25 protein-coding genes are annotated in these 23,820 nt (G+C 63.8%); 5 read left to right on the top strand and 20 right to left on the bottom strand.

The features are described 5' to 3' along the window. The first annotated feature begins 343 nt into the window (after window positions 1-343). Window positions 344-2,194, top strand: a complete 1,851-nt coding sequence (locus ACTHJ1_RS15435) for a serine hydrolase domain-containing protein (RefSeq protein ID WP_440193967.1) — start codon at window positions 344-346, stop codon at window positions 2,192-2,194. A gap of 46 nt (window positions 2,195-2,240) precedes the next feature. Here the strand turns inward: ACTHJ1_RS15435 and ACTHJ1_RS15430 are convergent, their stop codons facing one another. The 5 genes from ACTHJ1_RS15430 to mltG are packed head-to-tail and all read right to left on the bottom strand — an operon-like array spanning window position 2,241 to window position 6,683. Further along, on the bottom strand, window positions 2,241-3,074 hold the full coding sequence (locus ACTHJ1_RS15430; protein WP_440193964.1) for an ankyrin repeat domain-containing protein: 834 nt from the start codon (window positions 3,072-3,074) through the stop codon (window positions 2,241-2,243). Window positions 3,075-3,128: 54 nt separating this feature from the next. Beyond that, window positions 3,129-3,899 (bottom strand): TatD family hydrolase, encoded by a 771-nt coding sequence (locus ACTHJ1_RS15425; RefSeq protein ID WP_440193961.1) that lies wholly within the window; start codon window positions 3,897-3,899, stop codon window positions 3,129-3,131. 15 nt (window positions 3,900-3,914) lie between these two features. Further along, on the bottom strand, window positions 3,915-4,976 hold the full coding sequence (holB, locus tag ACTHJ1_RS15420) for a DNA polymerase III subunit delta' (protein WP_440193958.1): 1,062 nt from the start codon (window positions 4,974-4,976) through the stop codon (window positions 3,915-3,917). Window position 4,977: 1 nt separating this feature from the next. Next, complete coding sequence (tmk, locus tag ACTHJ1_RS15415) at window positions 4,978-5,601, bottom strand: dTMP kinase (RefSeq protein ID WP_440193955.1); 624 nt, start codon at window positions 5,599-5,601, stop codon at window positions 4,978-4,980. Next, the gene (mltG, locus tag ACTHJ1_RS15410) at window positions 5,598-6,683 is read right to left on the bottom strand and encodes an endolytic transglycosylase MltG (protein WP_440193952.1); all 1,086 of its coding nucleotides are present in this window, start codon (window positions 6,681-6,683) and stop codon (window positions 5,598-5,600) included. The genes tmk and mltG overlap by 4 nt, the downstream gene beginning before the upstream one ends. A gap of 166 nt (window positions 6,684-6,849) precedes the next feature. Between mltG and ygfZ the strand changes: the two genes are divergently transcribed. Continuing rightward, complete coding sequence (ygfZ, locus tag ACTHJ1_RS15405; protein ID WP_440193949.1) at window positions 6,850-7,854, top strand: CAF17-like 4Fe-4S cluster assembly/insertion protein YgfZ; 1,005 nt, start codon at window positions 6,850-6,852, stop codon at window positions 7,852-7,854. A gap of 39 nt (window positions 7,855-7,893) precedes the next feature. Here the strand turns inward: ygfZ and ACTHJ1_RS15400 are convergent, their stop codons facing one another. The 5 genes from ACTHJ1_RS15400 to ACTHJ1_RS15380 all read right to left on the bottom strand — a co-directional run bounded on the left by ACTHJ1_RS15400 (window position 7,894) and on the right by ACTHJ1_RS15380 (window position 11,982). After that, complete coding sequence (locus ACTHJ1_RS15400; RefSeq protein ID WP_440193946.1) at window positions 7,894-8,583, bottom strand: VIT1/CCC1 transporter family protein; 690 nt, start codon at window positions 8,581-8,583, stop codon at window positions 7,894-7,896. A gap of 158 nt (window positions 8,584-8,741) precedes the next feature. Then, a complete protein-coding gene (locus tag ACTHJ1_RS15395; protein ID WP_440193944.1) occupies window positions 8,742-9,920 on the bottom strand; it encodes an enoyl-CoA hydratase/isomerase family protein in 1,179 nt (392 codons plus the stop codon). Then, window positions 9,917-11,071: an acyl-CoA dehydrogenase family protein gene (locus tag ACTHJ1_RS15390; RefSeq protein ID WP_440193941.1), complete on the bottom strand. Its 1,155-nt coding sequence runs from the start codon at window positions 11,069-11,071 to the stop codon at window positions 9,917-9,919. The genes ACTHJ1_RS15395 and ACTHJ1_RS15390 overlap by 4 nt, the downstream gene beginning before the upstream one ends. 148 nt (window positions 11,072-11,219) lie before the next feature. Further along, window positions 11,220-11,558, bottom strand: a complete 339-nt coding sequence (locus tag ACTHJ1_RS15385; protein ID WP_440193938.1) for an RnfH family protein — start codon at window positions 11,556-11,558, stop codon at window positions 11,220-11,222. Then, window positions 11,548-11,982: a type II toxin-antitoxin system RatA family toxin gene (locus ACTHJ1_RS15380; protein WP_440193935.1), complete on the bottom strand. Its 435-nt coding sequence runs from the start codon at window positions 11,980-11,982 to the stop codon at window positions 11,548-11,550. Before ACTHJ1_RS15380 ends, ACTHJ1_RS15385 begins: the two co-directional genes overlap by 11 nt. A gap of 65 nt (window positions 11,983-12,047) precedes the next feature. Between ACTHJ1_RS15380 and smpB the strand changes: the two genes are divergently transcribed. Continuing rightward, on the top strand, window positions 12,048-12,515 hold the full coding sequence (gene smpB, locus ACTHJ1_RS15375; RefSeq protein ID WP_440193933.1) for an SsrA-binding protein SmpB: 468 nt from the start codon (window positions 12,048-12,050) through the stop codon (window positions 12,513-12,515). A gap of 164 nt (window positions 12,516-12,679) precedes the next feature. Here the strand turns inward: smpB and ACTHJ1_RS15370 are convergent, their stop codons facing one another. Together ACTHJ1_RS15370 and ACTHJ1_RS15365 are read right to left on the bottom strand one after the other, a co-directional pair. Further along, window positions 12,680-13,627 carry an SPFH domain-containing protein gene (locus ACTHJ1_RS15370; RefSeq protein ID WP_440193930.1) on the bottom strand — a complete coding sequence of 316 codons (948 nt, stop codon included), beginning with the start codon at window positions 13,625-13,627 and terminating at the stop codon, window positions 12,680-12,682. A 90-nt stretch (window positions 13,628-13,717) separates the two neighbouring features. Beyond that, window positions 13,718-14,140 (bottom strand): NfeD family protein, encoded by a 423-nt coding sequence (locus ACTHJ1_RS15365; protein ID WP_440193927.1) that lies wholly within the window; start codon window positions 14,138-14,140, stop codon window positions 13,718-13,720. Between the two features lie 41 nt (window positions 14,141-14,181). Here ACTHJ1_RS15365 and ACTHJ1_RS15360 point away from each other — a divergent pair, with 41 nt between their 5' ends. After that, window positions 14,182-14,907: a glutamine amidotransferase gene (locus ACTHJ1_RS15360; RefSeq protein ID WP_440193924.1), complete on the top strand. Its 726-nt coding sequence runs from the start codon at window positions 14,182-14,184 to the stop codon at window positions 14,905-14,907. Window positions 14,908-14,950: 43 nt separating this feature from the next. Here the strand turns inward: ACTHJ1_RS15360 and ACTHJ1_RS15355 are convergent, their stop codons facing one another. Together ACTHJ1_RS15355 and ppsA are read right to left on the bottom strand one after the other, a co-directional pair. Next, on the bottom strand, window positions 14,951-15,934 hold the full coding sequence (locus ACTHJ1_RS15355) for an alpha/beta fold hydrolase (protein WP_440193921.1): 984 nt from the start codon (window positions 15,932-15,934) through the stop codon (window positions 14,951-14,953). Between the two features lie 112 nt (window positions 15,935-16,046). After that, the gene (gene ppsA / locus ACTHJ1_RS15350; protein WP_440193918.1) at window positions 16,047-18,416 is read right to left on the bottom strand and encodes a phosphoenolpyruvate synthase; all 2,370 of its coding nucleotides are present in this window, start codon (window positions 18,414-18,416) and stop codon (window positions 16,047-16,049) included. 238 nt (window positions 18,417-18,654) lie between these two features. On the opposite strand from ppsA, the gene ppsR reads away from it, so the two are divergent. Further along, window positions 18,655-19,479 (top strand): posphoenolpyruvate synthetase regulatory kinase/phosphorylase PpsR, encoded by an 825-nt coding sequence (gene ppsR / locus ACTHJ1_RS15345; RefSeq protein ID WP_440193915.1) that lies wholly within the window; start codon window positions 18,655-18,657, stop codon window positions 19,477-19,479. Between the two features lie 108 nt (window positions 19,480-19,587). On the opposite strand, the gene ACTHJ1_RS15340 is transcribed toward ppsR, so the two are convergent. From ACTHJ1_RS15340 to ACTHJ1_RS15315, 6 genes are all read right to left on the bottom strand, one after another. Next, window positions 19,588-19,782, bottom strand: coding sequence for a hypothetical protein (locus ACTHJ1_RS15340; RefSeq protein WP_440193912.1), 195 nt, complete (start codon window positions 19,780-19,782; stop codon window positions 19,588-19,590). A 121-nt stretch (window positions 19,783-19,903) separates the two neighbouring features. Continuing rightward, window positions 19,904-20,671: an IclR family transcriptional regulator gene (locus ACTHJ1_RS15335; RefSeq protein ID WP_440193909.1), complete on the bottom strand. Its 768-nt coding sequence runs from the start codon at window positions 20,669-20,671 to the stop codon at window positions 19,904-19,906. Between the two features lie 12 nt (window positions 20,672-20,683). After that, the gene (locus ACTHJ1_RS15330; protein ID WP_440193906.1) at window positions 20,684-21,436 is read right to left on the bottom strand and encodes an amino acid ABC transporter ATP-binding protein; all 753 of its coding nucleotides are present in this window, start codon (window positions 21,434-21,436) and stop codon (window positions 20,684-20,686) included. Next, the gene (locus tag ACTHJ1_RS15325; protein ID WP_440193903.1) at window positions 21,433-22,077 is read right to left on the bottom strand and encodes an amino acid ABC transporter permease; all 645 of its coding nucleotides are present in this window, start codon (window positions 22,075-22,077) and stop codon (window positions 21,433-21,435) included. The genes ACTHJ1_RS15330 and ACTHJ1_RS15325 overlap by 4 nt, the downstream gene beginning before the upstream one ends. Window positions 22,078-22,096: 19 nt before the next feature. Beyond that, complete coding sequence (locus ACTHJ1_RS15320; protein ID WP_440193900.1) at window positions 22,097-22,807, bottom strand: amino acid ABC transporter permease; 711 nt, start codon at window positions 22,805-22,807, stop codon at window positions 22,097-22,099. Window positions 22,808-22,844: 37 nt separating this feature from the next. Then, the gene (locus tag ACTHJ1_RS15315) at window positions 22,845-23,678 is read right to left on the bottom strand and encodes an ABC transporter substrate-binding protein (RefSeq protein ID WP_440193897.1); all 834 of its coding nucleotides are present in this window, start codon (window positions 23,676-23,678) and stop codon (window positions 22,845-22,847) included. Between the last annotated feature and the right edge of the window lie 142 nt (window positions 23,679-23,820).

The raw sequence follows: 23,820 nt of genomic DNA, 5'->3' as shown, positions 1-23,820 counted from the left end.
CCAGATGACCTAGATAGGGCGTGACGCGATCGACCTGCTGCAGATAGATGCCCCAGGGGCCGAGATGTTCGGCATCCAGGTAGGACGGCAAGGCATGAGTGGGCGCTTGGGCCATGAACGTTGTCTCCGTTGACAAAAAGTAGGTAATTTTAGGCTGGGTATCACTGAAAAATAAATTATGTCCCCATTAAATTGAAATATAAATAAAAAGGTGACGTATTAATTGGGAATAAATCGTTGGAACCCGAAAGGAAATGCCGTCCACCAAGAACGACTACATCCCGCCTCATGGTCCCAGAAGCCGGGCATGCAGAACATACGGATTCATCCCAGGGAAAAAATCATGCCGAAAACCGATGCCCCGCCGCAGCCTCTCCCCGTGCAGTCCGCCCTGTCTCGCCGGGACATGCTGCGCCGGACGGGATTGACGGCGCTGACCCTGGCCTTGCCCCGCGCGGCCCACGCCGCAGGCCGCCGCGGCCTCGACCCGGCCGTGCGATGGGGCCGCGAAGCAATGCGCCGAGCTATGGCGCAGCCCGGCGCGCCGGCTGCAATGTCGGCAGTTTTGCTCCAGGACAGCGAAATCGTCTGGCGCGAGGCCTTGGGCTGGGCGGTTCCCGGCCGACTGAAAGCCGGGGCGGACACGCGTTTCAACATCGGTTCGGTCAGCAAGGTGCTGGCGGCGCTGGCGACGGTCATCTTGCAGGACCGCGGGCAGGTGCACCTGGATGCGCCGTTGGTCCGGTATTTGCCGGATTTCGCCATGCTTTCCCCCGAATGCCGTCAAATCACCCTGCGCCACCTGCTCAGCCACTGTTCGGGCCTGCCGGGCACGAACGGCCGCAATCTCTACGCCTTTGCGCCGGTATCCGGCTATGCGGCCGACACCGAAGTCGAACTGGCCGATACGCACCTGAAGCACCCGCCCGGCGAGCTCGCCGTGTACTGCAACGACGGTTTCACGCTGATCGAGCAGGTGGTGCAAGCCGTTACCGGCAAGCCCTATGCCGCGTTTGTGCAGGAAGCCATCCTGGAGCCGCTGGGCATGCAACGCTCCGGCTTCAATCTGGCGCCCTTCCCGGCGGGGAGCTACGCGCATCCCCTGTGGGACGGTAAGACATTGGGGCAGGAATTCGTCTCGGCCTATGCCACGGGCGGGCTGGCGAGCACGCCCGAGGACATGATGCGCTTGGCGCGTCTGTTCATCGATGGCGGCGTGTTCGAGGGGCGGCGCATCGTGTCCGAGGCCGGTGTGGCGCAAATGGGCACCAGCCAGACCGCAGGCCTGAAGATCAATCCCTGTCCCGAGTGGAACTGGGGCCTGGGCTGGGATTTCACCGCGCAGCCCGGGATGGCCGCGGCCGGCGTACAGTGCTGGCAGAAGAACGGCGGCACCGCTTTCTACAGCACCGATTTCTACGTTGTGCCCAAGGCTCGCATGGCCTTCATGATCACCGCCAGCGGCCACGGCTACAAGCCGGCCGTCATCGCCGAAGGCGTGCTGCTGCGCGCGCTGCACGCGGCGCGTACGATCCCCGCCCTGCCCCGACCCGTCGGCACGCAGATTCCGCCCGAGGCCGCCGTCGATGCCTCGTCGATACGCCCGGCGACCGGCATCTACGGCAATTACGAAGGCGCTTATAAAGTCGCTTTCGGCCCGGATCTATCGCTATCGATCCATCGCTGGCATGCCGGCAAATGGCAGTCCGTGGCCGAGGGTATGCGGCTGCGCAGCGACGGCTGGTGGTGGGGAGACAAGGCGGACGAAGGCAGCTTTCGCTTCGATATGGCCCCGGGCCATCGCTATCTGATACTGCGCATGCCCTGGGCCTCGGGTGTCAGCCTAGCATCCATGCCTGTCGGGCAGCAGCTGCAGCCGCTGGAGACACCGCTTTCCGCTGCCTGGCAGGCACGCGTGGGCGTGCAATGGCGACTCGACAACGAATCGCCCGAATCGGCGGTCTGGACGCTGGATCCGGCACAGATCTACGTGATCGGCACGCTAGCCGAGCTGCCCGGTTACCTGATGTGGCGCGACGGCCAGTTGTTGCGCCCCCTGTCCGATACCCGCGCCGGCATGACCGTGCGCGTGCCCGTGAACAACGGTCGGGACCTGGACGAGCTGGTCATCGAAAACCGGAACGGAGAGGAAACGCTGCGCGTGGGCGGCTCGCGCCTGGTGCGCAAGACCTGAAGGCGATTCAGCCGGCTCCTGAGCGCAGGAGCCGACACACACGGGATCAGTCTCCGAACCGCACGTTCGACGTGCCTTGAACATGATGTTTCGCATGGTCGCCGGGCATGGTTTGAGCTGGTGCGGCGGAGGTCTGCGGCCGGGCAGCAGATGCGGCAGGAGCAGCCGGCTGTGCAGGCGGGTGTTGGCCTGCCTGCCGATGCGCCGCCTCGGTCTGGGCCACCAGCGTGCGCAGCTCCCTGGCGAGCGCACCGTGCTTGCCCAGCTCCGCCCAGTCGGCCGCGTCATGGTGCTTGAGATCCTGCGCCAGGGGACTTGCGCCTGCGTTCAACAGCAATTGCACGGCTTGGCGATTGCCGGAATAGGCCGCCATCATCAGCGGCGTGACGCCATCGGGCGACGGTGCGTTGGGCATGGCTTCGCGCGACAGCAGCAGCTTGATCATGGCGATCTGGCCCTTGGACGCGGCGTAATGCAGCGGCGTCCAGCCCAGTTTGTCGACCTTGGCGCCACGCGCCATCAGGGCTTCGGCACGCGAGACATCGCCTGCGATGGCCACGTACATGAGCGGCGTCTCGCCCAACGTGTTTTCGATATTGACGTTGGTGCGAGGATCGGCGAGCAGTGTGTCGAACGTTTTCCACGAACCACTGGCCACGGCCGCCATGATTGCGGGCTGGCCCTTGGGCGACTCCAGATTGGGATCGGCGCCGTGGGCCAGATCGGCGCGTATCGCGTCGACGCGATCGTTCGCAATGTCGATCCACCAATCAGTCGGCGCATGCCCGACAGGCGCCGCCATGGCGCTGCAGAAGGACGCCGCCAAGCAGAGAGCCGCCAGCAGAATGCCCAGTCGACCCTGATGAGCGGATTTCGTCATGATTTGCTTTTATAAATAACTTTAAATAAGTTTCTTTAAATAATTTAAATTAAATTATTTATTTATCTTATTGAATAATTTGAAGAAATTTTCAGATGTCTGCTGTGCAACCTGCGCTACCGGTAACCCCTTGAGGTCGGCGATCTTCTCGGCCACATGCACGACCTTGGCCGGATCGTTGAGTTTGCCGCGATGCGGTACCGGCGCCAGATACGGCGAGTCGGTCTCGATCAGCAGGCGCTCAAGCGGCGTATTGGTCGCCACGTCGTGCACCACCTCGGCATTCTTGAACGTAACGATGCCCGACATGGAAATGTAGAAATTCAACGCGATGGCCTGCTGAGCGATGTCCCAGGTCTCGGTGAAACAGTGCATGACCCCGCCGATTTCCTCGGCGCCCTCTTCGGCCAGGATGCGCACGGTATCGGCGGCCGAATTGCGGGTATGGATGATGAGCGGCAGACCGGCCTCTCGGGCAGCCCGAATGTGCCGCCGGAAGCGCTCGCGCTGCCAGTCCAGCGGTTCGCTCAGACGGTAGTAGTCCAGCCCGGTTTCGCCTATGGCCACGACCTTGGGGTGCTGCGCCAGTTTCACCAGTTCGGCCACATCCGGCTCGGGCGTGTCCTCCTCGTCGGGATGCACGCCCACCGAGCCCCACAGATTGGGCGTGGCCTCGACGATTTCCATCAGGCCGGGCCAGGACGGCATGGTGACGCTGGCCAGGAGCGCGTGCGTGACCTGATTCTGGCGCATGCGTTCAAGTACGCCTGGCAGGTCGTTTTTCAGGTCCGGGAAATTGAGATGGCAGTGAGAATCGACGTACATGTGAAAACGTTCAGGTCAGGGCCTGTTCGTGCCGAAAGGCGCCAGGGCCAGCGCGACGCGTTGCAGCGTGGCGTGGACAAAGAGCTTGGGGTTGAGGGTGTGGCCTGCCAGCGCTCGCTGGCTCGAAAGCCAGTTTGCCGTATCGGCCAGGCGAGCCGATTGAACACGGGACGCGGTGCGGGCAACCGTTTCGGCCAGAACCGGAAAATACCGCACCGGCAGTCCGTGCGCCGCCAGCATCAGGTCGATGAATACACGCTGCAAGGCGTCCAGCCATTCGACGGCGGCCGTTTTTTCCAGGATTTCGGTGAGACCGCCCACGTCGGGCCTCTGGCCTTGGGCAAGCGGCGCGAGCAATTGGCCGAGCCAGTCGGGGCACGGCTCTTCCTGCTTCTGCGACAGGCGCAAGGCCGACAGCGGCGTGCCGCCGGCAGCAGCCAGCCATTGCTCCGGCTGCTTCACGCCTTGCCGCGCCAGCCACTGCAAGGCGGTCGCGTCAGGCGGAGCGCAAAGCGGCAGGCGCCGACAGCGCGATACCAGCGTAGGCAGGAGACGGTCGGGCGCGTCGGTCACCAGCAGAAAGACCGTGTGCGCCGGCGGTTCCTCCAGCACCTTGAGCAAGGCGTTGGCGGCGACGGTGTTGAGCGCCTGGGCGGGATAGAGCAAGGCTACGCGCCAACCGCCGCGATGCGTGGCCGTGTTGAACCAGGATTCGAGGCTGCGGATCTGATCGATGCGTATCTCTTTGGACGGCGCGCGCTTGCTGGTCGAGCCGGCGGACGTATCGGCCTCGTCGGATTCGCCGTTTTGCGCACCCTCGGCCTGGGCTATGGCTTCGGGGCGGATGCGGCGCAGATCGGGATGGTTGCCCGAGGCAAACCAGCCGCAGGCGATGCAATGGCCGCACGCCAGACCGTCTTGCGGCGTTTCGCACAATAGACTGGCAGCCGCGGCGATGGCGAAGTCCAGCTTGCCGATGCCGGCCTCTCCGTGCAGCAGCCAGGCATGCGCAAAGCGCTCGCGCTGATTCAGCCAAGCGCGGGCCGTATCCAGATGCCAGGGAAGGAAACCGTTCATCTCACGCCGCGTTCGTCAGCAGTTCGTTCAGATCGGCTTCGAGCCGGGCGCGTACGGCGGTCAGGGACTGGCTGCCGTCGATGACGCGTACGCGCCCGGCATGCTTCTGCGCCCGCGCATGGTAGGCCGCGCGCACACGCTCGAAGAACGCACCCTGTTCGCGTTCGAATCGGTCCAGGTCGCGACTGGCGGCCAGTCGCGCGCGCGCAACCTCGATCGGCACGTCGAACAGCCAGGTGCGATCGGGTTGAGGTGCGCCGATCCAGGTCTCGAGCGCGGCCACGGGCGCAGCGCCCAGTTCGCGGCCGCCGCCTTGATAGGCATAGGTCGCGTCGGTGAAACGATCGCACACCACCCATTCGCCCCGCGCCAGGGCCGGCTCGATCACGGTGCGCAAATGTTCGCAGCGCGCCGCGAACATGATGAGCGTTTCCGTTTCCAGACGCATGGGTTCGTGCAGCACCAGTTCACGCAGTTTCTCGCCGATGGGCGTGCCGCCTGGCTCGCGTGTGGCCAGCACGGTGTAGCCGGCCGCCCGGATGGCCTCGACCAGCCAGCCGGCATGGGTGCTCTTGCCCGCGCCGTCCACGCCTTCGAGGGTGATGAAACATCCGCGCTTGCTCATTTTCTGGACTGCTCCGAGTTTCCGGGTTTCTCCGGGGCTCTGGCCGGCGCGGGTTCTTTCCGCGGCTTGCCCTTGCCCTGGCCCAGAATGTAGTGCGCGACGTTGCGGTTCTGCTGATCGAGCGTGGCGGAAAACTCGCTGCTGCCATCGCCGCGCGCGACGAAATACAGGTAATTGCTGGTTTCCGGATGGAGGGCCGCCTCGATAGAGGCGCGGCTGGCCATCGCGATGGGTGTGGGCGGCAGGCCCGGACGCGTATAGGTGTTCCAGGGTGTGTCCTGCTGCAGATCCCGTTTGTGCAGGTGCCCATCGTAACTGCTGCCCAGACCGTAGATCACCGAGGGATCTGTCTGCAGCGGCATGTCCTTGCGCAAGCGGTTGATGAACACGCCGGCCACCCGGGGACGCTCGCTGGGCTTGGCGACTTCTTTCTCGATCAGCGAGGCCAGAATCAGCGCCTCGTATGGCGTGGCGATGGGCAGGCCGGGCGCGCGCTGCTTCCAGGCCTCATCCAGGATGTCCTGCCCGGTCGCGTAGGCGCGGCGCAGCAGGTCCAGATCGGTGCTGCCCGAGTCGTAGACGTAGGTGTTGGGAAAGAACAGGCCCTCGGGATCTTTCGCGTCGATGCCCAGCTTGGCCATGATTTGTTCGTCGCTCAGGCCGGCCAGGGTGTGCTTGAGGTCGGGAGCGCTGTTCAGGGCCGCGCGCATCTGCTTGAAGGTCCAGCCTTCGATGAACGTTATCTGGCGCTCGGTGCGCTCGCCCAGCGCCATGCGCTCGAGCAGCGTCCAGGGAGAGTCGCCCTGGACGGCCTCGTAACCGCCGGATTTGAGCATTTTGTCGCGTTCGGTGACGCGGGCCAGCAGGACGAAACCGGGCGCCCAGATGGGGATGCCCGCATCATGCAGCGCACGGGTGATGGAGCGCGGCGTGCTGCCTGGATCGACGATGAAGTCGACCTTGGCTGCGGGCATCTGAACGGGCTGCCTGGCCCATAGAACAAAGCCGCCCACCGCTCCCGCGACCAGGGCGAGCAACAAAAGCGGAAACAGCAGAAAGAGAAAGGACAGACGAATCTTCATGGCTACCGCGCAGTTTAATGGATATGCCCGCGTCGGCCCCCCTGCCGCCGACGCGGGCATGGCCGCTCCGATGAAGGCGGCACGGTATCATGGGACACACAGTGCGGCAGGCCGAACCTGCCCCGCTCGTAACACGCTTGAACAGAAATTTTTTAGGCCTGTATCCATGTCTGCATCGACGCCCGCTTCTTTTCACGATGGTTTGCCTGCGCCTTCAGCCGCTGCGCCGACATGCGCGGTGCTGGATGCCATGCGCATCATTTCGGCCACGGGTGAGGACGCCCTGACTTTCCTGCACGGCCAACTCACGCAGGACGTCGTCGGCCAGCCCGCCGATCGGGCCAGTCTGGCCGGCTACTGCACCGCCAAAGGGCGCCTGCTTGCAACGCTCGTCATGTGGCGCACTCCGGCCGAACCGGCTGAGCCGGCTGGCGTGCGCTGGCACGCCCTGGTGCGCGCCGACTTGGCCGAAGCGCTGGTCAAGCGCCTGTCGATGTTCGTGCTGCGAGCCAAGGCCAAGCTGTCTGTGAGCGCCGCGCTGCATGCCTTTGGCGTGCGGGCGTCGGCCGAACAGGCGGCTGTGCTGCAGTCCGCCGCGGGAGGCGGACTGCCCGATCAGCCCTGGCAGCGCGTCGATCTGCCTACCGGCACCTGGATCGCGGCGCCCAGCGCCGACGGGCCGCGGTGGTGGTGGATCGCGTCGGATGCGCAACTGGAGGCAAATCGGCATATGGCCGCGCAATTGGGGCGCGGCAGCACCCAGGATTGGCAGGCCGCGGATCTGGCAGCCGGAATCCCCTGGATCGGCAGCCTCACCCAGGACTTGTTCATTCCTCAGACCGTCAATCTGGAGTTGGCCGGCGGAGTCAGCTTCACCAAGGGTTGCTATCCGGGCCAGGAGGTGGTGGCCCGCAGCCATTACCGGGGCACCGTAAAACGGCGCATGGCCTATGGCCGACTGGATGGCACCGGCGCCGCCGTCCGGCCCGGCTTGGATGTCTACGATGCAAGAGATGCGCGCGAGCCGACCGGGCGCGTCGTGGATGCCGCGGGAGATGCGTTGCTGTTCGAGACGACGCTGGCGTCGTTGTCCGAGGGAGATCTGCGCCTGGGATCTGCAGATGGTCCCGGCATCCGTGTGTTGCCTTTGCCCTATGCGTTGTCGGAGTAAGCGCAGGTATTGAGTCGCTTCGGCGTGGCTGGCCAGAGCTCAAACCAGCACGCCGAACAACGCCCCTATTCTGGCGGTCAACGCAATCGCCGCTGCACCCAGGATCATCACGCGCAAGACGGCCCGACCGACAGGCGCACCGCCGGCACGAGCGGCGATAGCGCCCAGCACCCCCAGGCAGACCACCGACCCGGCCAGCATGATGGCCACCAGATGCGTCAACGGCGCCAGCATCGCGATCAAGAGCGGCAGCACGGCGCCCGATGCGAACGATAGCGCCGATGCGATCGCAGCCTGTATCGGCTGCGCGCGATGGTCCTTCGAGATGCCCAGTTCGTCGCGCGCATGCGCATCCAGCGCATCGTGCTGGGTCAGCGCGGTCGCGACCTGCAAGGCCAGATCGGGTGCCAGGCCGCGTTCCACGTAGATGCCCGTGAGCTCGTCCAGCTCTTGCTGGGCGTTGAGCTTGAGCGAACCTATTTCCATTTTGAGATCGGCCGCTTCCGTGTCGGCCTGGCTGCGCACCGACACGTACTCGCCTGCCGCCATGGACAAGGCGCCGGCAACCAGGGCTGCGACGCCTGCGATCCAGATCGCGGCGTGATCGGCTCGAGCTGCGGCGACGCCCGCGATCAGACTGGCGGTGGAGACGATGCCGTCATTGGCGCCGAGCACGGCGGCGCGCAGCCAGCCGATGCGGTGTATGCGGTGATGTTCTCTTGCAGGCATGATGGTCCCGCACGCGTTAGCGCGCGCCGAGAGGCCGTTGAACCGGGGAAATTGGCCGCAAGTATAAGACGCGAAAGCCGCATTTGGCGGTGCGTTAACGTCGATGGTAAACCGCAGTGAAAATGGTTTTTATCCGTTTTCGCTCCGAAGGCCCGAGTTTAGCGGCCCAGGTCGGACAGCGGGTTCTCCATGTCTGACGGCCAGGGCGCCACGAAGAACGCCTGCGCCCAGGCGGCGTCGGCCTCGCGCAGCGTGGAAGGACGCCAGCGCGGACGCTTGTCCTTGTCGATGAGCAGCGCACGGATGCCTTCGCCGAAATCGCCCGACGCGCAGCAGTGCAACGCAACGATGTATTCCATCCGGAACACGTCTTCGAGCGAGAGCAGCCGGGTATTCTGCTGCAGCGTGTAGGCCAGGCGAGCCGAGCCCGGCGAGCCGGCCAGCATGGTCTTGGCGGCGCGGGCGAGCCATGGATCCTCGTGGTGCTCGAGCGTGGCGATCTCGCTGTAGATGTCGTCCAGGTGTGTTTCGCCGCACAGGCCGTTGATCAGAAAGGTGTGCTGGCGCAGCGGCCCTGACACGTCGTCCGGCGGCGTCGCGAGCGCGATGATCGCGCGCCGCAGCAGGCCCTCGTTGATGGAACGCGCGGCCGGGCCGCCCTGGCTGGGATTGCCTGCCCAGGGTTGCTCGAGCAGCAACTGGCAGAGTTCGTCCCAGCGTGCCGGATCCAGCATGTGATCGGCCAGGCCGCCGTAGATGGCGTCCGAGGCATTCAGCTGCGCGCCGGTCAGCGCCAGAAAAAGGCCCAGCCGGCCCGTCATGCGGTTCAGCATCCAGCTGCCGCCCACGTCCGGAAACAAACCGATGGAGATCTCGGGCATGGCCACGCGCGCGTCGGTGCCGATGACACGGTGGCTGGCGCCCATCAGCAAGCCCATGCCGCCGCCCATGACGATGCCGCGGCCCCAGCACAGCAGGGGCTTGGGATAGGTGTGTATGCAGTAATCCAGGCGGTATTCATGTTCGAAGAACGCGCGCGCATACGGGTTGCCCCAGGCACCCTGCCCCGCATGTTCGCCGATGCTGCGGTAGACGCCATGCAGGTCGCCGCCGGCGCAGAAGGCTTTTTCGCCGGCGCCTTGGAGGATCACCATGGCTACCTGCTGATCGGCCGCCCACTCGGTCAGGCGAGCCTGCAGAAGATCCACCATGTCGAGCGACAGGCTGTTGAGGGTCTGAGGCTGGTTGAGCGTGGCCACGCCCAGCTTCATGCCGTTGTCGCTGAAGCGCTCTTCGAAAAGAACCGGTGCGGCGTGGGGGTTCATCGTGCTGCTCATCGAATATCGGCTCCTTTCTCCAGCAATTGTCGGGCAACGATGACGCGCATGATCTCGTTGGTGCCCTCGAGGATCTGATGCACGCGAGTATCGCGCACCAGACGCTCCAACGGGTAGTCTTTCAAGTAACCGTAGCCGCCGTGTATCTGTTGCGCATCAAGGCACACCTGAAAACCGATATCTGTGGCAAAGCGTTTGGCCATGGCGCAATAAGCGGTGGCCTCGGCGTCGCTTTCATCGAGCTTGCAAGCCGCCAGGCGCACCATCTGTCGCGCGGCGACCAGGTTGGTGGCCATATCGGCCAATTTGAATTGCAAGGCCTGAAAATCGGCCAGCTTGCGGCCGAACTGGCTGCGCTCGTCCATGTAGCGGCGCGCGGCATCCAGCGCGCCTTGGGCCGCGCCCACGGAGCACGTGGCGATATTGATGCGCCCGCCGTCCAGACCCTTCATCGCAATGCGGAAACCTTCGCCTTCGCTGCCCAGCAGGTTGGCCGCAGGCACGCGCACGCGGTCGAAGGTGATGGGACGGGTGGACTGGCTGTTCCAGCCCATCTTGTTTTCTTTGCGCCCGTAGCTGATGCCGGCGCTATCGGCCGGCACGGCGAAAGCGCTGATCCCACCGGGGCCGGGGCCGCCCGTGCGGGCCATGACCACGAGCAGGTCTGTATCGCCGGCGCCCGAAATAAAAGCTTTGGCACCCGAGATGAGATAGCCGTCCGCGTCGCGTTCGGCGCGGGTGACAAGCGATCCGGCATCCGACCCCGCTCCTGGCTCGGTAAGGCAATACGAGGCCAGTTTTTCGCCGCTGGTCAGTTTTTCGCCCCAGGCTTCTTTGACCTGCGGCCCGCCCCACCGGCCCACCATCCAGGTCGCCATATTGTGAATGGTAAGAAACGCCGTGGTGGATGGGTCAACCGCAGCCATCTCTTCGAAAACCAGCGAGGCATCCAGGCGCGGCAATGCCAGGCCGCCGATTTCCTCGCTGGCGTAAAGGCCGCAGAAGCCCAGTGCGCCGGCGCGAGCGAACGCCTCCCGGGGAAATATTCCCTCTTCGTCCCAATGCGCGGCGTTCGGCGCCAGTTCCCCCTGCGCGTAATCGTGAGCGGCCTGGGCAAAAGCTTGTTGTTCTTCAGTAAGTTGCAGGTCCACAGCAGACTCCTCGAATGACGGATATTTATATTTTACGTTGACGTAAACGTCACTTTTTCATTTTATGCCTGGATCCGCACTTTATGAACGGGTACCGCCAGTCTCTCATGCACTGTGCTCCCCGCGTGTTACCCGATTATGGCGCGAGCTACAGCAGCCCCGGAGGTCGCCTGCGGCCCTGTTCGGCCTGCTTGGCGCGGCGATGCTCCGCGCGTCGCCGGCGGGACTCCTTCGGGTCGAAACTCAAGACACGATAGATTTCGATGCGGTCGCCATCGGTCAGCGGCGTGTCCGGCGCAGCGTGCCTGCCATAGATGCCCACGCCCTGTGCCCACACGTCCAAACCCGGAAATTCTCGCGCGAAACCGCAGGCCAGCAGAGCCTGGGCCACAGTGCTTCCGGACGCCAGGGGGCCGACGTTGCGCTGCCAGACACGATCGCGCTGCGCATAGCAAATTTGAACGCGCAGGCCCGCTTCACTCGCCATACTTGGCCTGAGCCCGCTTGGTGAAGGAGTCGATGAAGCTGCTGGCGATGCGGTTGAACACCGGGCCCACCACCGCTTCCAGTGCGCGGCTGGAAAACGCGTAATCCAGGATGAAGACGACCTTGCAGGCGTCTTCGGCCAGAGGCTGAAACTGCCAGTGACCCACCAGGCTGGAGAACGGGCCGTCGACCAGCTCCAGGTCTATGCGCGTTGGGTAGTCGTGCCGGTTGCGAGTGGTGAAGCGTTGTTTCAGGCCGGCAAAGCTGATGAGAACCGACGCCTGCATGCCATGCTCGTCGCGCGTTTGCACTTGCGCTCCGCCGCACCAGGGCATGAATTCCGGATACTTGTCCACATCGGCAACCAGGTCGAACATCTGGGCCGCCGAGTATGGGACGAGAACGGAACGCTGGACGGTGTGCATTGATTGAGGCAAATAGCTAGAATTGAAAGATTTTACCGGCTTTGCGCCGTCTTATATCTTTTCATATGAGCATCATCGACAATCGCAAGGCCTCGCACGATTACTTCATTGAAGATCGTTATGAGGCGGGCATCGCGTTGCAGGGCTGGGAGGTCAAATCCATCCGGGCCGGCCGCGTGCAGCTCAAGGAAAGCTATGTAATCGTGCGCGAGGGCGAGCTGTACCTGCTGGGTATGCACGTGAGCCCGCTGGCCACGGCGTCCACGCACATCTATCCCGAAGCGACGCGCACGCGCAAGCTTTTGCTGCACGCCGAAGAGATCCGCAAGCTCATCGGCAAGGTTGAACAGCGCGGCTATACCCTGGTGCCGCTCAATCTGCATTACAAGAACGGCCGCGTAAAGCTGGATTTTGCGCTGGGCCGCGGCAAGAAGCTGTTCGACAAACGGGATACGGCTAGGGATAAAGATTCGCAGCGGGAAGTCGAGCGGGTCATGAAGCACGACACGCGCAATAGTCGGCGGGATGATTGAGGTTTTTTGCCGGCTTGTCGCTTTGAAAACAGGGGTTTTTTAGGCGTCGAGGCTGACCCGCGGAATTCCGACGCTCGCCCATCGGACGAGCATCGGAACGCCTGCAGTCTTGTCGAGGGCGTCTGCAGAACTCAACCGCTCAGTGTTCTTAAGAACGTAGCCAATCACGCGCGCCGGCCAGGCTCCTTCGCCCCGGTCGCCTTCACCACCGACATCGCCGCCGCGATCAATCCGCCCACATCCGCCAGGTTGGCCGGCAGTATCAGCGTATTGCCCTGCTTGGCCACGTTGCCGAAAGCCTCCACGTAGCGTTCGGCCACTTTCAGATTGACCGCCTCCATGCCGCCCGGCTGCTCGATGGCTTGCGCTACCTGCGTAATGGCCTTGGACGTGGCCTCGGCGACGGTCACCACCGCCGTCGCCTCGCCCTGCGCCTGATTGATCTGCGCCTGCTTCTGGCCTTCGGAGCGGGCGATGGCGGCCTCGCGTTCGCCGGTGGCGATGTTGATCTGCTCCTGGCGGCGGCCCTCGGACGCGGCGATGAGCGCGCGCTTCTCGCGCTCGGCGGTGATCTGGGCCTGCATGGCGCGCAGAATCTCGGCGGGCGGGGTCAGGTCTTTGATTTCGTAGCGCAGCACCTTCACGCCCCAGTTCAGCGCGGCCTCGTCCAGCGCCGAGACGATGCTGCTGTTGATGAAATCGCGTTCCTCGAAAGTGCGATCGAGCTCGAGCTTGCCGATGACCGAACGCAGCGTGGTCTGCGCCAGTTGCGTGATCGCACTGATGTAGTTCGACGAACCGTAGGACGCGCGCATGGCGTCGGTGACTTGAAAGTACAGCACGCCGTCGACCTGCAGCTGCGTGTTGTCGCGCGTGATGCAGACCTGGCTGGGCACGTCGAGCGGAATTTCCTTGAGCACGTGCTTATAGGCCACGCGTTCGATGAAAGGCAGGACCAGCGCCGCGCCTGGCGACAAGGTGCGGTCGTAACGGCCCAGGCGTTCGACCACCCAGGCATGTTGCTGCGGCACGATGGCGATGGACCTGACGACGATGATCAGCGCCAGGACGGCGATGACGAGCAGAACCGATACGGAAGAATCGAAATACATCGCGGATGCCTCTCGGTAGATAGATGAAAAAAACGGGCGCCTGCCAGATATACCGCGGTGGCGCGGACCGGGACGGATGAACGACGCGGATCAGCCGCGCCGGCGAGTCAGCACCAGGCGGCTGCCTCGTACCGCGGCGATGATGTAAATGCCGGGCTGAGGCGTCTCGTCCTGGGTCAGTTCGACCTGCCATGCCGCGCCGCGGTACATCACCTGCGCCGTGCCGTCTGCCTTCCAGGCTGCGACTTCGACCTGCTGACCGATGTCCAGGTTGACGTCGGCATTGCGCTGCGCGTCGACCTCGCGTTTCTTGAGCACGCCGGTTTTGCGCAGCACGACCAGCCCCGCCAGCGTGACCACGCCGAAGGCCACCAGCTGCCATTCGACCGGGCTCGCAAGCCAGGCCGAGACGCCGGCGGCCGCAAGGCCTACCGCGATCAGCAACAGATAGAAAGTGCCTGTGACGAGTTCACCGATCAAAGCGAGCACCGCCAGGCCGAACCATGTCCACATCGTTTATGCTTTCCGCAAAGAGCCACACGGCTATGCCTATTATGAACGCTTCCCCAATGCCCGTCCTCATTCTTCACACCGGCGACCCGGAAGGCACCCTCCGGGACCATCACGGCGGCTATGCCGATCAGTTGCGCCGCGCCGCCGGCCTACAGGCCGGCCAGGCCAGCATCGTGGCCGCATACCGGGGCGAAACGCCCTTGCCCCCGGCGGCCTACCGGGCTGTGCTCATCACCGGTTCGCCTGCCATGGTCACCGATCATGAGCCCTGGAGCGAGGCCGCCGCGGCCTGGCTGCGCGAGGCGGTGGCGGCCGGCCTGCCGGTCTTCGGCGTCTGCTACGGCCACCAACTGCTGGCCTATGCCCTGGGCGGCGATGTGGACTACAACCCGGCCGGCCGGTCTTTGGGCACCCGTGTCGTGAAACGCGCCGACGACGATCCGCTTACCGCAGGACTGCCCGCCGAATTTCCCGCTCAGATGATGCATTCCCAGATCGTCACGCGCCCGCCTGCGGGCAGCGCCGTCCTCGCGCGCGCCGGCCACGATCCGTATCAACTGCTGCGCTACGCGCCCGGCGTGTATTCCAGCCAGTTCCATCCTGAGTTCGGCACCGACTTCATGCGCGAATATCTGCTGCGCAATGCCCAGCGCCTGAGCGAGAGAGGCTACGACGCGGCGGCCCTGGCCGACGCGCTCGAGCCCACGCCCCTGGCGACGGGGCTGTTGAAGAGGTTCCTGGATTTGTTCGCGCGGCCCACGACCTGAGCGCAGGCTGCGAGCGGCCGGGTGTCCGGAACGTTGCGCACGCCTATTGCGCCATCTGCGCCAGCCACGCATGCACACGTTGCGCAATCGACAGGCTGTTGCGGTCCATGATGAGCATGTGGCTGTTGCCCGGGATACCCTGGGCGGGCAGATCCAGCAACTCGGCAACGCAGCCGTTCGCGGCCAGGGCCGCCCGGTAGCGCTCTGCGGCAGCCCGATAGCGGGCCCACGTCGAGTTGGTGCTCTCGATGAAATCGCCCCATACGAAAAGATGCGGTGCCCGTGCGCCGGGAGACGGTTCATCGCGCGCGAGCGGCGGTTCGATCGCCACCACCGCCCGCACCAGGTCGGGATGGCTCTGCGCGCAACGCAGCGCATAGGCGGCCCCCTGGCTGTGACCGATCACCACGCAAGGCCCCACGTCCCGCAACAGCGCGGCATAGGCATCCAGCGCATACGCCTGCGTGCCCGCCCAGCGCGCCACGAACTGGCGCCCGAACTGTTCGATGGCCTCGACGGGAAATTCGCTGCCGGGGTAGGCAGCCCGGCGCAGGTCCTGTGCCGATGCGCCGCTCGGGAATGTGCCGTTAGCGCCGAAACGGAAGTGATGCCAGACGGCATCGAGCGAACGATGTTCGGGCGCATCGGAAAGAACTTGGGGCCAGGCGGGAAACGACGCCCTGCCCCGCTCGAAGGCATCCGAGACCACCACGTCGCATCCTGCCCGCAGAAAATACTCGAGCCAACCCGGGCGCCCGTCGGGCGTCTCGTCCCAGCAGGCGCCGGTCAGGCCGCCGCCATGCCACAGCAGCACCGGTAAAGCGTAGGCGCGATGCGCCTGCTGATAATGCGTCGCGTAGAGCTGCCCGACCATGTGCTCGCCGTTCATGTCGACGGTGGTCGGCGTGTCGCCGGGGACGCGGACGCGGGTCTCGACTGGAAAACCGTCGACGCGCCGCCGCGCGCCGCCGAGGTGAAAGCCGCGGACCCTGCGCAGCGCGATCGGACTATCGGAGATGTCGTGCATGTCGGGTATCGATCGATGGGATGGAGATGCCGGAAAAAAAGAAACCCCGGAAATCCAGCCACGAGCCGATTTCCGGGGCATGCAGTCCGGTTCTTCGCCGGACGAGACGACCTTAATTGGCCGCCAGCTTCTGCCAGGTGTCGACGACCGTGTCCGGATTCAGCGACATGGACAGGATGCCCTCATCCTTGAGCCATTGCGCGAAATCGGGATGGTCGCTGGGGCCCTGCCCGCAGATGCCGACGTACTTGTTGGCCTTCAGGCAGGCCTGGATGGCCCGGCGCAGCATGAACTTGACCGCCTCGTCACGCTCGTCGAAGTCGGCGGCCAGCAGCTCCATGCCCGAGTCGCGGTCCAGGCCCAGCGTGAGCTGGGTCATATCGTTCGAGCCGATCGAGAATCCGTCGAAGTGCTCCAGGAACTGTTCGGCCAAGATGGCGTTGGTCGGCACCTCGCACATCATCACCACGCGCAGGCCGTTCTCGCCGCGCTTCAAGCCATGGGCCGCCAGCAGGTCGACCACGCGCTTGGCCTGGTTCACCGTACGCACGAAAGGCACCATGATCTCGACGTTGGTCAGACCCATCTGGTCGCGCACCTTCTTCAGGGCTTCGCATTCCATCTTGAAGCACTCGGCGAAGTCGTCGGCGATGTAGCGCGAGGCGCCGCGGAAACCCAGCATGGGATTCTCTTCCTCGGGCTCGTAGCGCGAGCCGCCCACCAGCTTGCGGTATTCGTTGGACTTGAAGTCCGACATGCGCACGATTACCGATTTGGGATAGAAGGCCGCGCCGATCGTTGCGATGCCCTCGGCCAGTTTCTCGACGAAGAAAGCGCGTGGGCTGGCATAGCCGCGAGCGGCCGATTCCACTGCCTTCTTCAGGTCGCTGTCGACATTGGGATAGTCGAGCACGGCCTTGGGGTGAATGCCGATGTTGTTGTTGATGATGAATTCGAGGCGGGCCAGGCCGACGCCGCTGTTGGGGATCTGCGCAAAGTCGAAGGCCAGTTGCGGATTGCCCACGTTCATCATGATCTTCAGGTCCAGCGCGGGCATTTCTCCGCGCCGAACTTCTTCCACTTCGGTTTCGATCAGTCCGTCGTAGATGCGGCCTTCGTCGCCTTCGGCACACGATACGGTGACCGACTGGCCCTCGTTGAGCAGGCTCGTGCCTTCGCCAGTGCCGACCACCGCCGGAATGCCCAGCTCGCGCGCGATGATGGCCGCGTGGCAGGTGCGCCCGCCGCGGTTGGTGACGATGGCCGAGGCGCGTTTCATGACGGGCTCCCAGTTGGGATCGGTCATGTCGGTGACCAGCACGTCGCCGGGTTGGACCTTGTCCATCTCCGACACGTCGGCCACGATGCGCACGGGGCCCGAACCGATCTTCTGGCCAATGGCGCGGCCGGTGATGACGACCTTGCCGGTGGCCTTCAGGCGATAGCGCTGCTGCACGTCGCTGCCGGCCTGCTGCGACTTCACGGTCTCGGGGCGGGCTTGCAGAATATAAAGCTTGCCGTCGACGCCGTCGCGGCCCCATTCCACGTCCATGGGACGGCCGTAGTGCTTCTCGATGATGACGGCGTAGCGCGCCAGTTCGCAGACCTCGTCGTCGGTGAGCGAGTAGCGATTGCGCTCGGATACGGGCACGTCCACCGTGCGCACGGCGTTTTCGCCGGGCTTGCGCTCGGCATTGAACTCCATCTTGATCAGCTTGGAGCCGATGCGGCGGCCGACGATGGGATAGTGGCCGCTGGCCAGGGTGGGCTTGAAGACGTAAAACTCGTCGGGGTTGACGGCGCCCTGCACCACGGTCTCGCCCAGGCCGTAGGACGAGGTGATGAACACCACGTCTTCGAAGCCCGACTCGGTGTCGATGGTGAACATCACGCCGGCGCTGCCCTTGTCCGAGCGCACCATGCGCTGGATGCCGGCCGACAGCGCCACGCCGGCGTGCTCGTAGCCCTTGTGCACGCGGTAAGAGATGGCACGGTCGTTGTAGAGCGAGGCGAAGACGTGGCGGATCTTGTCGAGCACGTCGTCGATGCCGACCACGTTCAGGAAGGTTTCCTGCTGACCGGCAAAAGAGGCGTCGGGCAGGTCTTCGGCGGTGGCCGACGAACGCACGGCGAACGAGCCCTTGCCGTCGGCGTCGAGCTCGGCAAAGGCGTCGCGGATGGCTTTTTCGAATTCGGGCGAGAAAGGCGCTTCGATGACCCATTGACGGATCTGCGCGCCGACCGTGGCCAGCTCGCGTACGTCTTCGGGATTGAGCGTGGACAGACGATCGGCGATGCGCTTGTCCAGGCCGGATGCCTGGAGGAAGTCGCGGAAGGCCTCGGCCGTGGTCGCGAAACCGCCCGGCACGCGGACCCCGGCGCCGGACAGCTGACTGATCATCTCACCTAGCGATGCGTTCTTGCCTCCTACCGAGTCCACGTCCGTCATGCGGAGCTGCTCGAATGAAACGACATACGACATTGAAGTCACCTTTTACAATGGAAAGAAAGCGAGTTTGGTCAGCGCGTCGGGGGGGTGTAAAACCACTCCGGAAACTGCGCTGGCCAAACCGGCCTTGCGATGCCGCTGTTGCCGCCCGTATTGCTACGATTGGCGCTTTGGTCGTGACTGTCGGATGCCTGTTTGTGAAGCGCCGATTGTACCCGTTCACCCCTGGTTAAACCCTAGGCCCTGGAAATCCCGTCGAACTTTTTTACATATGAATGACAAGCTCACCCCTCGCCCTGTATTCATCGTTTCCGACAGTACCGGCATCACGGCGGAAACCTTCAGCCATTCCGTGCTGGCGCAGTTCGACGAGGTCGAGTTTCATACGATGCGCATGCCATTCGTCGACAATCTGGAAAAGGCCGAGGAAGTGCTCCGGCGCATCGACGAGGTCGCCCTGGAGACGGGTCTCAAGCCTATCGTCTTCAGCACTTTGGTGAACCCGGCGATCCAGGCAGTGGTGCGCCAGGCCAACGGGCTGTTCCTGGACCTGATCGGCACATTCGTGGGACAGATCGAGCAGTCCCTTGGGCTAAAGTCCAGCCATATCATCGGCCGCGCCTGGATGCCGGCTAATTCGCAGAAGTACCAGCATCGTATAGAAGCCATCAATTTCAGCCTGTCGCACGACGATGGGCAATTCATCAGCCAGCTGGGCGACGCCGACGTGATCCTGGTGGGGGTGTCGCGCTGCGGCAAGACGCCGACCAGCCTCTACCTCGCGATGCAGTACGCGATCAAGGCCGCCAATTTCCCGCTGACGCCGGACGATTTCGAACGCAGCTCGCTGCCCAAAACCCTGGCGCCCTACCGCAACAAATTGTTCGGCCTGTCGATCGACCCGGATCGCCTCTCGCAAGTGCGCAACGAGCGCCGGCCCAACAGCAAGTACGCGACGATCGAGCAGTGCCACTATGAGGTGAGCGCGGCCGAGCGGATGATGCGGCGCGAGGGGATCGCCTGGATGTCGACGACAACCAAGTCGATCGAGGAGATCGCGACGACGGTGATCCAGGAAGTCGGGTTGATCCGGTAGCCGGTCGTCGTTCCGGCGCCTTCAAGCAAAAAGCCCCTGGAAATGGGTTTCCCAGGGGCCTGGTCTACGGCTTGACGCGCGACGCCCGGACGCCGCTCAAGCCATGTTTCAGGCCTGCGTATCGATCAGGGTTCCGACGCTGCCGGACGGCTTGCCGCGCTTTTCGACGCTTTCTGCTGCGCCGCCGTCGTTGTCGCCATCCGAATCCCGGCTGGCAACGGGCATTCGCGGCGATGCCGACGCGGGCGGCCGCGCATAGGCGAAAACGTGATTCGCCGCGGAGGCCAAGGCTGAAACGGACATGATTCGCTCCTTTGAGTCGCTGGATTGTCCTTGCTGTATCGGTGAACGTACCGACTCGGGCAATCTATCCGGCGTTTCTTAAGCAAACATTAAGCAAAGTCTGCAAACGTCCGCTCGGGGCTCAAAAGCGAGTGGAAGGTTCCGAGAGCGCTTTGGACGACTCGATCAGATCGTCGAGCATCGCCGAGCGCTTGTGCGGATCGACGTCCCGGCTGGTCATGAAGCAGAGCGCGGCGATACTTTGACCGGTGCGGCCCAGGATCGGCGCCGCCATGCAATACCGGAACGCGTGCGACAGGCCCTCGGTGCAGCAATAGCCCTGTGCGGCCGAGTTCTTGACGTCTCTCAGGAAGTCGTCGAACTCGATGCGCTGGCCGTTCTCGAGCACGAAATCCTCGGGTGGAATCAACGCGCCGATCTGGTCCGCACCCAGGTGGCCCAGCAGCAGGCGCCCGGTCGCCGTCCACGGAATCGGCACTTTGACGCCGATCTCGGAGCTGACGTTGAACGGCCGGGTGCCGCTGGTTTCGGACAGCACCACGGTGTATTTGTTGCCTTCGAGAATACAGAGCTGCGTGGTCTCGTCGTATTTGCTCACGAGCTCCAGAATGGTCTGGTGCGCACGGCGGATCAGGTCGTTGTGCAGGGCGTAATCGGCGCCGTAATAATGCATGACGCGGCCGAAAAACACGGAGCCGTCGGCCGCCGTCTCGAGCCAGCCAGCGTCGGTAAGAATGGTGACCAGCTCGTAGATGCTGGATCGCGGCGCGCCTGTTGCATCGATGAGTTCGCGCATCGTCATCGGCCTGCGCGCGGCATGCAGCTGGCCCAGAATATCGACGACGCGGTCTACGCCCCTCGCTCGCGCCCCTCCCTGCATGACTGCCATCCTCGTCTCGCGTCAATGGTCCAGCACGCGGTGCAGGAACTGGCGCGTGCGTTCCTGCTGCGGGCTGGTGAAGAATGCCTCGGGCTCGCCCTGTTCGGCGATCACCCCTTTGTCCATGAATACGACACGATCGGCGGTCTTGCGCGCAAAGCCCATTTCGTGCGTGACGACGACCATGGTCATGCCGTCGCGCGCGAGGCCGCGCATGACCTCGGTAACTTCGCCTACCAGCTCGGGATCGAGCGCCGAGGTCGCTTCGTCGAAGAACATGATACGCGGTTCGACGGCGAGCGACCGCGCGATCGCCACGCGCTGCTGCTGGCCGCCCGACAGCTGGCTGGGATAGTGCTCGGCGCGCTCGGCCAGGCCGACCCGATCGAGCGCCGCCATCGCGCGCCGGCGGGCGTCGTCCGGCGTCATCTTGCGCGCCTTGATCAGCGCGAGCGTCACGTTGCCCAGCGCGGTCCTGTGCGGGAACAGGTTGAACTGCTGGAACACCATGCCGACGTGGCCGCGGATTTCCTTGGCGCGGCGCGCGTCGTGCAGCGGCACGTCGTTGACCCATACCTCGCCCGTGTCGGCGGTTTCCAGGCCCGCCATGATGCGCAGCACGGTGCTCTTGCCCGAGCCCGAGGCGCCGATCAGAACCAGCACCTCGCCCTGCTTCACGTCCAGGTTGATTTCCTGCAGCACCTTGGTCGCGCCGAACGCCTTGCTGACGCCGGACAGGGTGATGACGGGCTTGATGGAATTGTCGGCGGTCATGAGAGACTCCTGCGGTCGTGATGGCGCACCCACTGCGACAGCGGGAAACAGACGATGAAATACAGCAGGGCGACGAGCCCGTAGATCTCGATGGGCCTGCCGATGCGATCGACGATGCCCTGGCCGCCGCGCATCAGCTCGGACAGTCCGATCATGCTGACAATGGACGTGTCCTTGATCAGGGAGAGATACTGGCCGACCAGAGGCGGCAGTACGATCTTGCGCGTTTGCGGCAGCACGACCGAAAAAAAGGTCTGCGTTCGGGTCAGGCCCAGGATCTGCGACACCTCCCATTGCCCTTTGGGAACCGCTTCGATGCCCGAGCGGAAGATTTCGGAAATGTACGCGCCCTGATAGATGCTCATGCCGACGACGCCCGCAGCGAATTCATTGATCGAGTAGCCGAAATAGGACACGCCGAAGTAGATGAACATCAGCGTGATCAGAATCGGCGTGCCGCGAAACAGCTCGGTGTAGAGCCTGGCGACGGCGGTCGTGCCCCAGGGCCCGAAAGTGCGCAGCACCGCGGCGAGCAGCCCGATCAGCGTGCCGCCGGCAATGGCGCACGCCGACAGCAGCAGCGTGACGAGCAGTCCCTGGAGCAGGGTCGACAGACTGGCCATCAACAGTTCGGTTGACATGCGATCTCTCCGTGACGGTTCAGGCGCGCGGCGAACGGCGCGCGAGCGGGTTGCGCGAGCGCTGCCTGAGCACCAGCGGAGGATGGAAGGAGCGCCTGCCGATCTGTTCGGCGATCCACGACAGCGCGTTGCTCAGCACCAGGTAAGAGACCAGCGTGAAGGTGAAGGTTTGCAGATAAAGCAGCGTACGCGAATTGATTACGGTAGCCGTGCCGGTAAGTTCGGGCAGCGCTATGCCCGAAAGCAGCGACGTGCCGAGCAGCAGCTGGATCAGATTGTTGACGATGGCCGGATAGACCGCGCGCGCGGCCTGCGGCAGCACGACGCTGACGAAGACCTGCGAACGTTCCAGCCCCAGAATCGAGGCCGCTTCCAGTTGGCCCTTGGGCACCGACTGGATGCCGGCGCGAAACACTTCGGAAAGATACGCGCCGACGTTCACACCGAAGGCGATCACGCCGGCCGTATACGCGCTCATGTGCAAGCCGAGCGAAGGCAATCCGAAGAACACGATGAAGATCTGCAGGAGGATGGGGGTGTTGCGGATCAGCTCGATGTAGCAGCCGGCCGCAAAGCGCAAGGCGCGGACCCGCGAAGCGCCGGCCAGCGCCGCAACGAGGCCCAGCGCCAGCGCGAGGCAGAAGGCAAGCAGCGTTATCTGCAGGGTCAGCCATCCGGCGCGGATGAAGTCGGGCAAATAGCCCCACAACGTCAGCCACTGGTAGCTCATGGATCCTCCGGGATCTCTCGCGTAACGGGGTTGGAGGTCAGAACTGCGGGTTCAGCGGGAACTTCGGATCAACGCCGAACCACTTGCGATATAGCTGCTTGTTCAGTCCCGATGCGTTGATGTTGAAGAGGTACAGGTTCAGGTAATTGAGCCAGACCTGGTCGCCCTGCTTCACGCCGAAGGCGTTGTATTCGAGCGGAACCAGCGCGTCGTCGGTCACCATCAGCGAGGGATCGAGCTTGGCCTGATAAGCCAAGAAGTTGGTGTCTTCGATCATCGCGTCGGCCTGGCCTTGCTTGACCGCGAGAATGGCAGCTTGCGAGCTGTCGTACTCCTGGATCTTGACCGGAATGCCCATGGAGCGCACTTCGTCGCCGTTGGTCGAACCCTTGACCGTGGCGATGGTGCGGTTGGCCATGTCTTTGGCCGAATGGATGCCGCTGTCTTTGCGCACGAGCATCGCTTCGCTGGCGACGACGTAGGGCGTGGTGAATTCGATTTCCTTGGCCCGTTCGAGATTGCGCGTGAAATTGCAGAACACGACGTCGACCTTGCTGGTCTGCAGGTTGGGAATGCGGTTGGCGCTCGTCGTGTCGACCATGTCGAGCTTCACGCCCATTTCCTTGGCGAGTTCCTTGGCCAGATCGACGTCGTAGCCGTCAGGCTTGCCGTTCTGGTCCATGAAGCCGAAGGGGGCGAACGAGAGGCAGTCGCCGACGCGCAGCGTGCCGCGTTGCAGGACTTTTTGCAGCGTCGACGAGGCGGATGCATCTTGGCCGGCCGGAGCGGTCTTGGTGCAACCGGCAATCGCCAGCAGCCCGACCACCGCGAATCCGCAGGCGATTTTGGCGCCAGTTTTTACGAGTTTCATGACGGATATTTCCCTGGGTCTTGAAAAAGGAAAGGACAAAGCGTCGGTCCCGCTATGCGCTTGCATCCTGATTGTCCGATATACCAGATATAAATCCAGTATTTCGGATGTGATGAGTATTTCACGGAAAAATTGCCAAAAC

The organism is Bordetella sp., assembly GCF_051960075.1.
GTDB lineage: Bacteria > Pseudomonadota > Gammaproteobacteria > Burkholderiales > Burkholderiaceae_B > Bordetella.
The sequence above is the reverse complement of the archived record's forward strand: the minus strand, read 5'-3'. Positions and strand labels throughout refer to the sequence as shown.

Coding starts and splice junctions, on each gene's coding strand:
- tmk (WP_440193955.1), bottom strand. CDS start 5,601: ATGAGCAAGCGCGGATGTTTCATCACCCTCGAAGGCGTGGACGGCGCG.
- ppsR (WP_440193915.1), top strand. CDS start 18,655: ATGAATGACAAGCTCACCCCTCGCCCTGTATTCATCGTTTCCGACAGT.
- ppsA (WP_440193918.1), bottom strand. CDS start 18,416: ATGTCGTATGTCGTTTCATTCGAGCAGCTCCGCATGACGGACGTGGAC.
- ygfZ (WP_440193949.1), top strand. CDS start 6,850: ATGTCTGCATCGACGCCCGCTTCTTTTCACGATGGTTTGCCTGCGCCT.
- ACTHJ1_RS15435 (WP_440193967.1), top strand. CDS start 344: ATGCCGAAAACCGATGCCCCGCCGCAGCCTCTCCCCGTGCAGTCCGCC.
- ACTHJ1_RS15425 (WP_440193961.1), bottom strand. CDS start 3,899: ATGTACGTCGATTCTCACTGCCATCTCAATTTCCCGGACCTGAAAAAC.
- ACTHJ1_RS15320 (WP_440193900.1), bottom strand. CDS start 22,807: ATGAGCTACCAGTGGCTGACGTTGTGGGGCTATTTGCCCGACTTCATC.
- mltG (WP_440193952.1), bottom strand. CDS start 6,683: ATGAAGATTCGTCTGTCCTTTCTCTTTCTGCTGTTTCCGCTTTTGTTG.
- ACTHJ1_RS15355 (WP_440193921.1), bottom strand. CDS start 15,934: ATGCACGACATCTCCGATAGTCCGATCGCGCTGCGCAGGGTCCGCGGC.
- ACTHJ1_RS15330 (WP_440193906.1), bottom strand. CDS start 21,436: ATGACCGCCGACAATTCCATCAAGCCCGTCATCACCCTGTCCGGCGTC.
- ACTHJ1_RS15370 (WP_440193930.1), bottom strand. CDS start 13,627: ATGTATTTCGATTCTTCCGTATCGGTTCTGCTCGTCATCGCCGTCCTG.
- ACTHJ1_RS15325 (WP_440193903.1), bottom strand. CDS start 22,077: ATGTCAACCGAACTGTTGATGGCCAGTCTGTCGACCCTGCTCCAGGGA.
- ACTHJ1_RS15335 (WP_440193909.1), bottom strand. CDS start 20,671: ATGGCAGTCATGCAGGGAGGGGCGCGAGCGAGGGGCGTAGACCGCGTC.
- ACTHJ1_RS15430 (WP_440193964.1), bottom strand. CDS start 3,074: ATGACGAAATCCGCTCATCAGGGTCGACTGGGCATTCTGCTGGCGGCT.
- holB (WP_440193958.1), bottom strand. CDS start 4,976: ATGAACGGTTTCCTTCCCTGGCATCTGGATACGGCCCGCGCTTGGCTG.
- ACTHJ1_RS15395 (WP_440193944.1), bottom strand. CDS start 9,920: ATGAGCAGCACGATGAACCCCCACGCCGCACCGGTTCTTTTCGAAGAG.
- ACTHJ1_RS15340 (WP_440193912.1), bottom strand. CDS start 19,782: ATGTCCGTTTCAGCCTTGGCCTCCGCGGCGAATCACGTTTTCGCCTAT.
- ACTHJ1_RS15360 (WP_440193924.1), top strand. CDS start 14,182: ATGAACGCTTCCCCAATGCCCGTCCTCATTCTTCACACCGGCGACCCG.
- ACTHJ1_RS15380 (WP_440193935.1), bottom strand. CDS start 11,982: ATGCACACCGTCCAGCGTTCCGTTCTCGTCCCATACTCGGCGGCCCAG.
- ACTHJ1_RS15400 (WP_440193946.1), bottom strand. CDS start 8,583: ATGCCTGCAAGAGAACATCACCGCATACACCGCATCGGCTGGCTGCGC.
- ACTHJ1_RS15315 (WP_440193897.1), bottom strand. CDS start 23,678: ATGAAACTCGTAAAAACTGGCGCCAAAATCGCCTGCGGATTCGCGGTG.
- smpB (WP_440193933.1), top strand. CDS start 12,048: ATGAGCATCATCGACAATCGCAAGGCCTCGCACGATTACTTCATTGAA.
- ACTHJ1_RS15385 (WP_440193938.1), bottom strand. CDS start 11,558: ATGGCGAGTGAAGCGGGCCTGCGCGTTCAAATTTGCTATGCGCAGCGC.
- ACTHJ1_RS15365 (WP_440193927.1), bottom strand. CDS start 14,140: ATGTGGACATGGTTCGGCCTGGCGGTGCTCGCTTTGATCGGTGAACTC.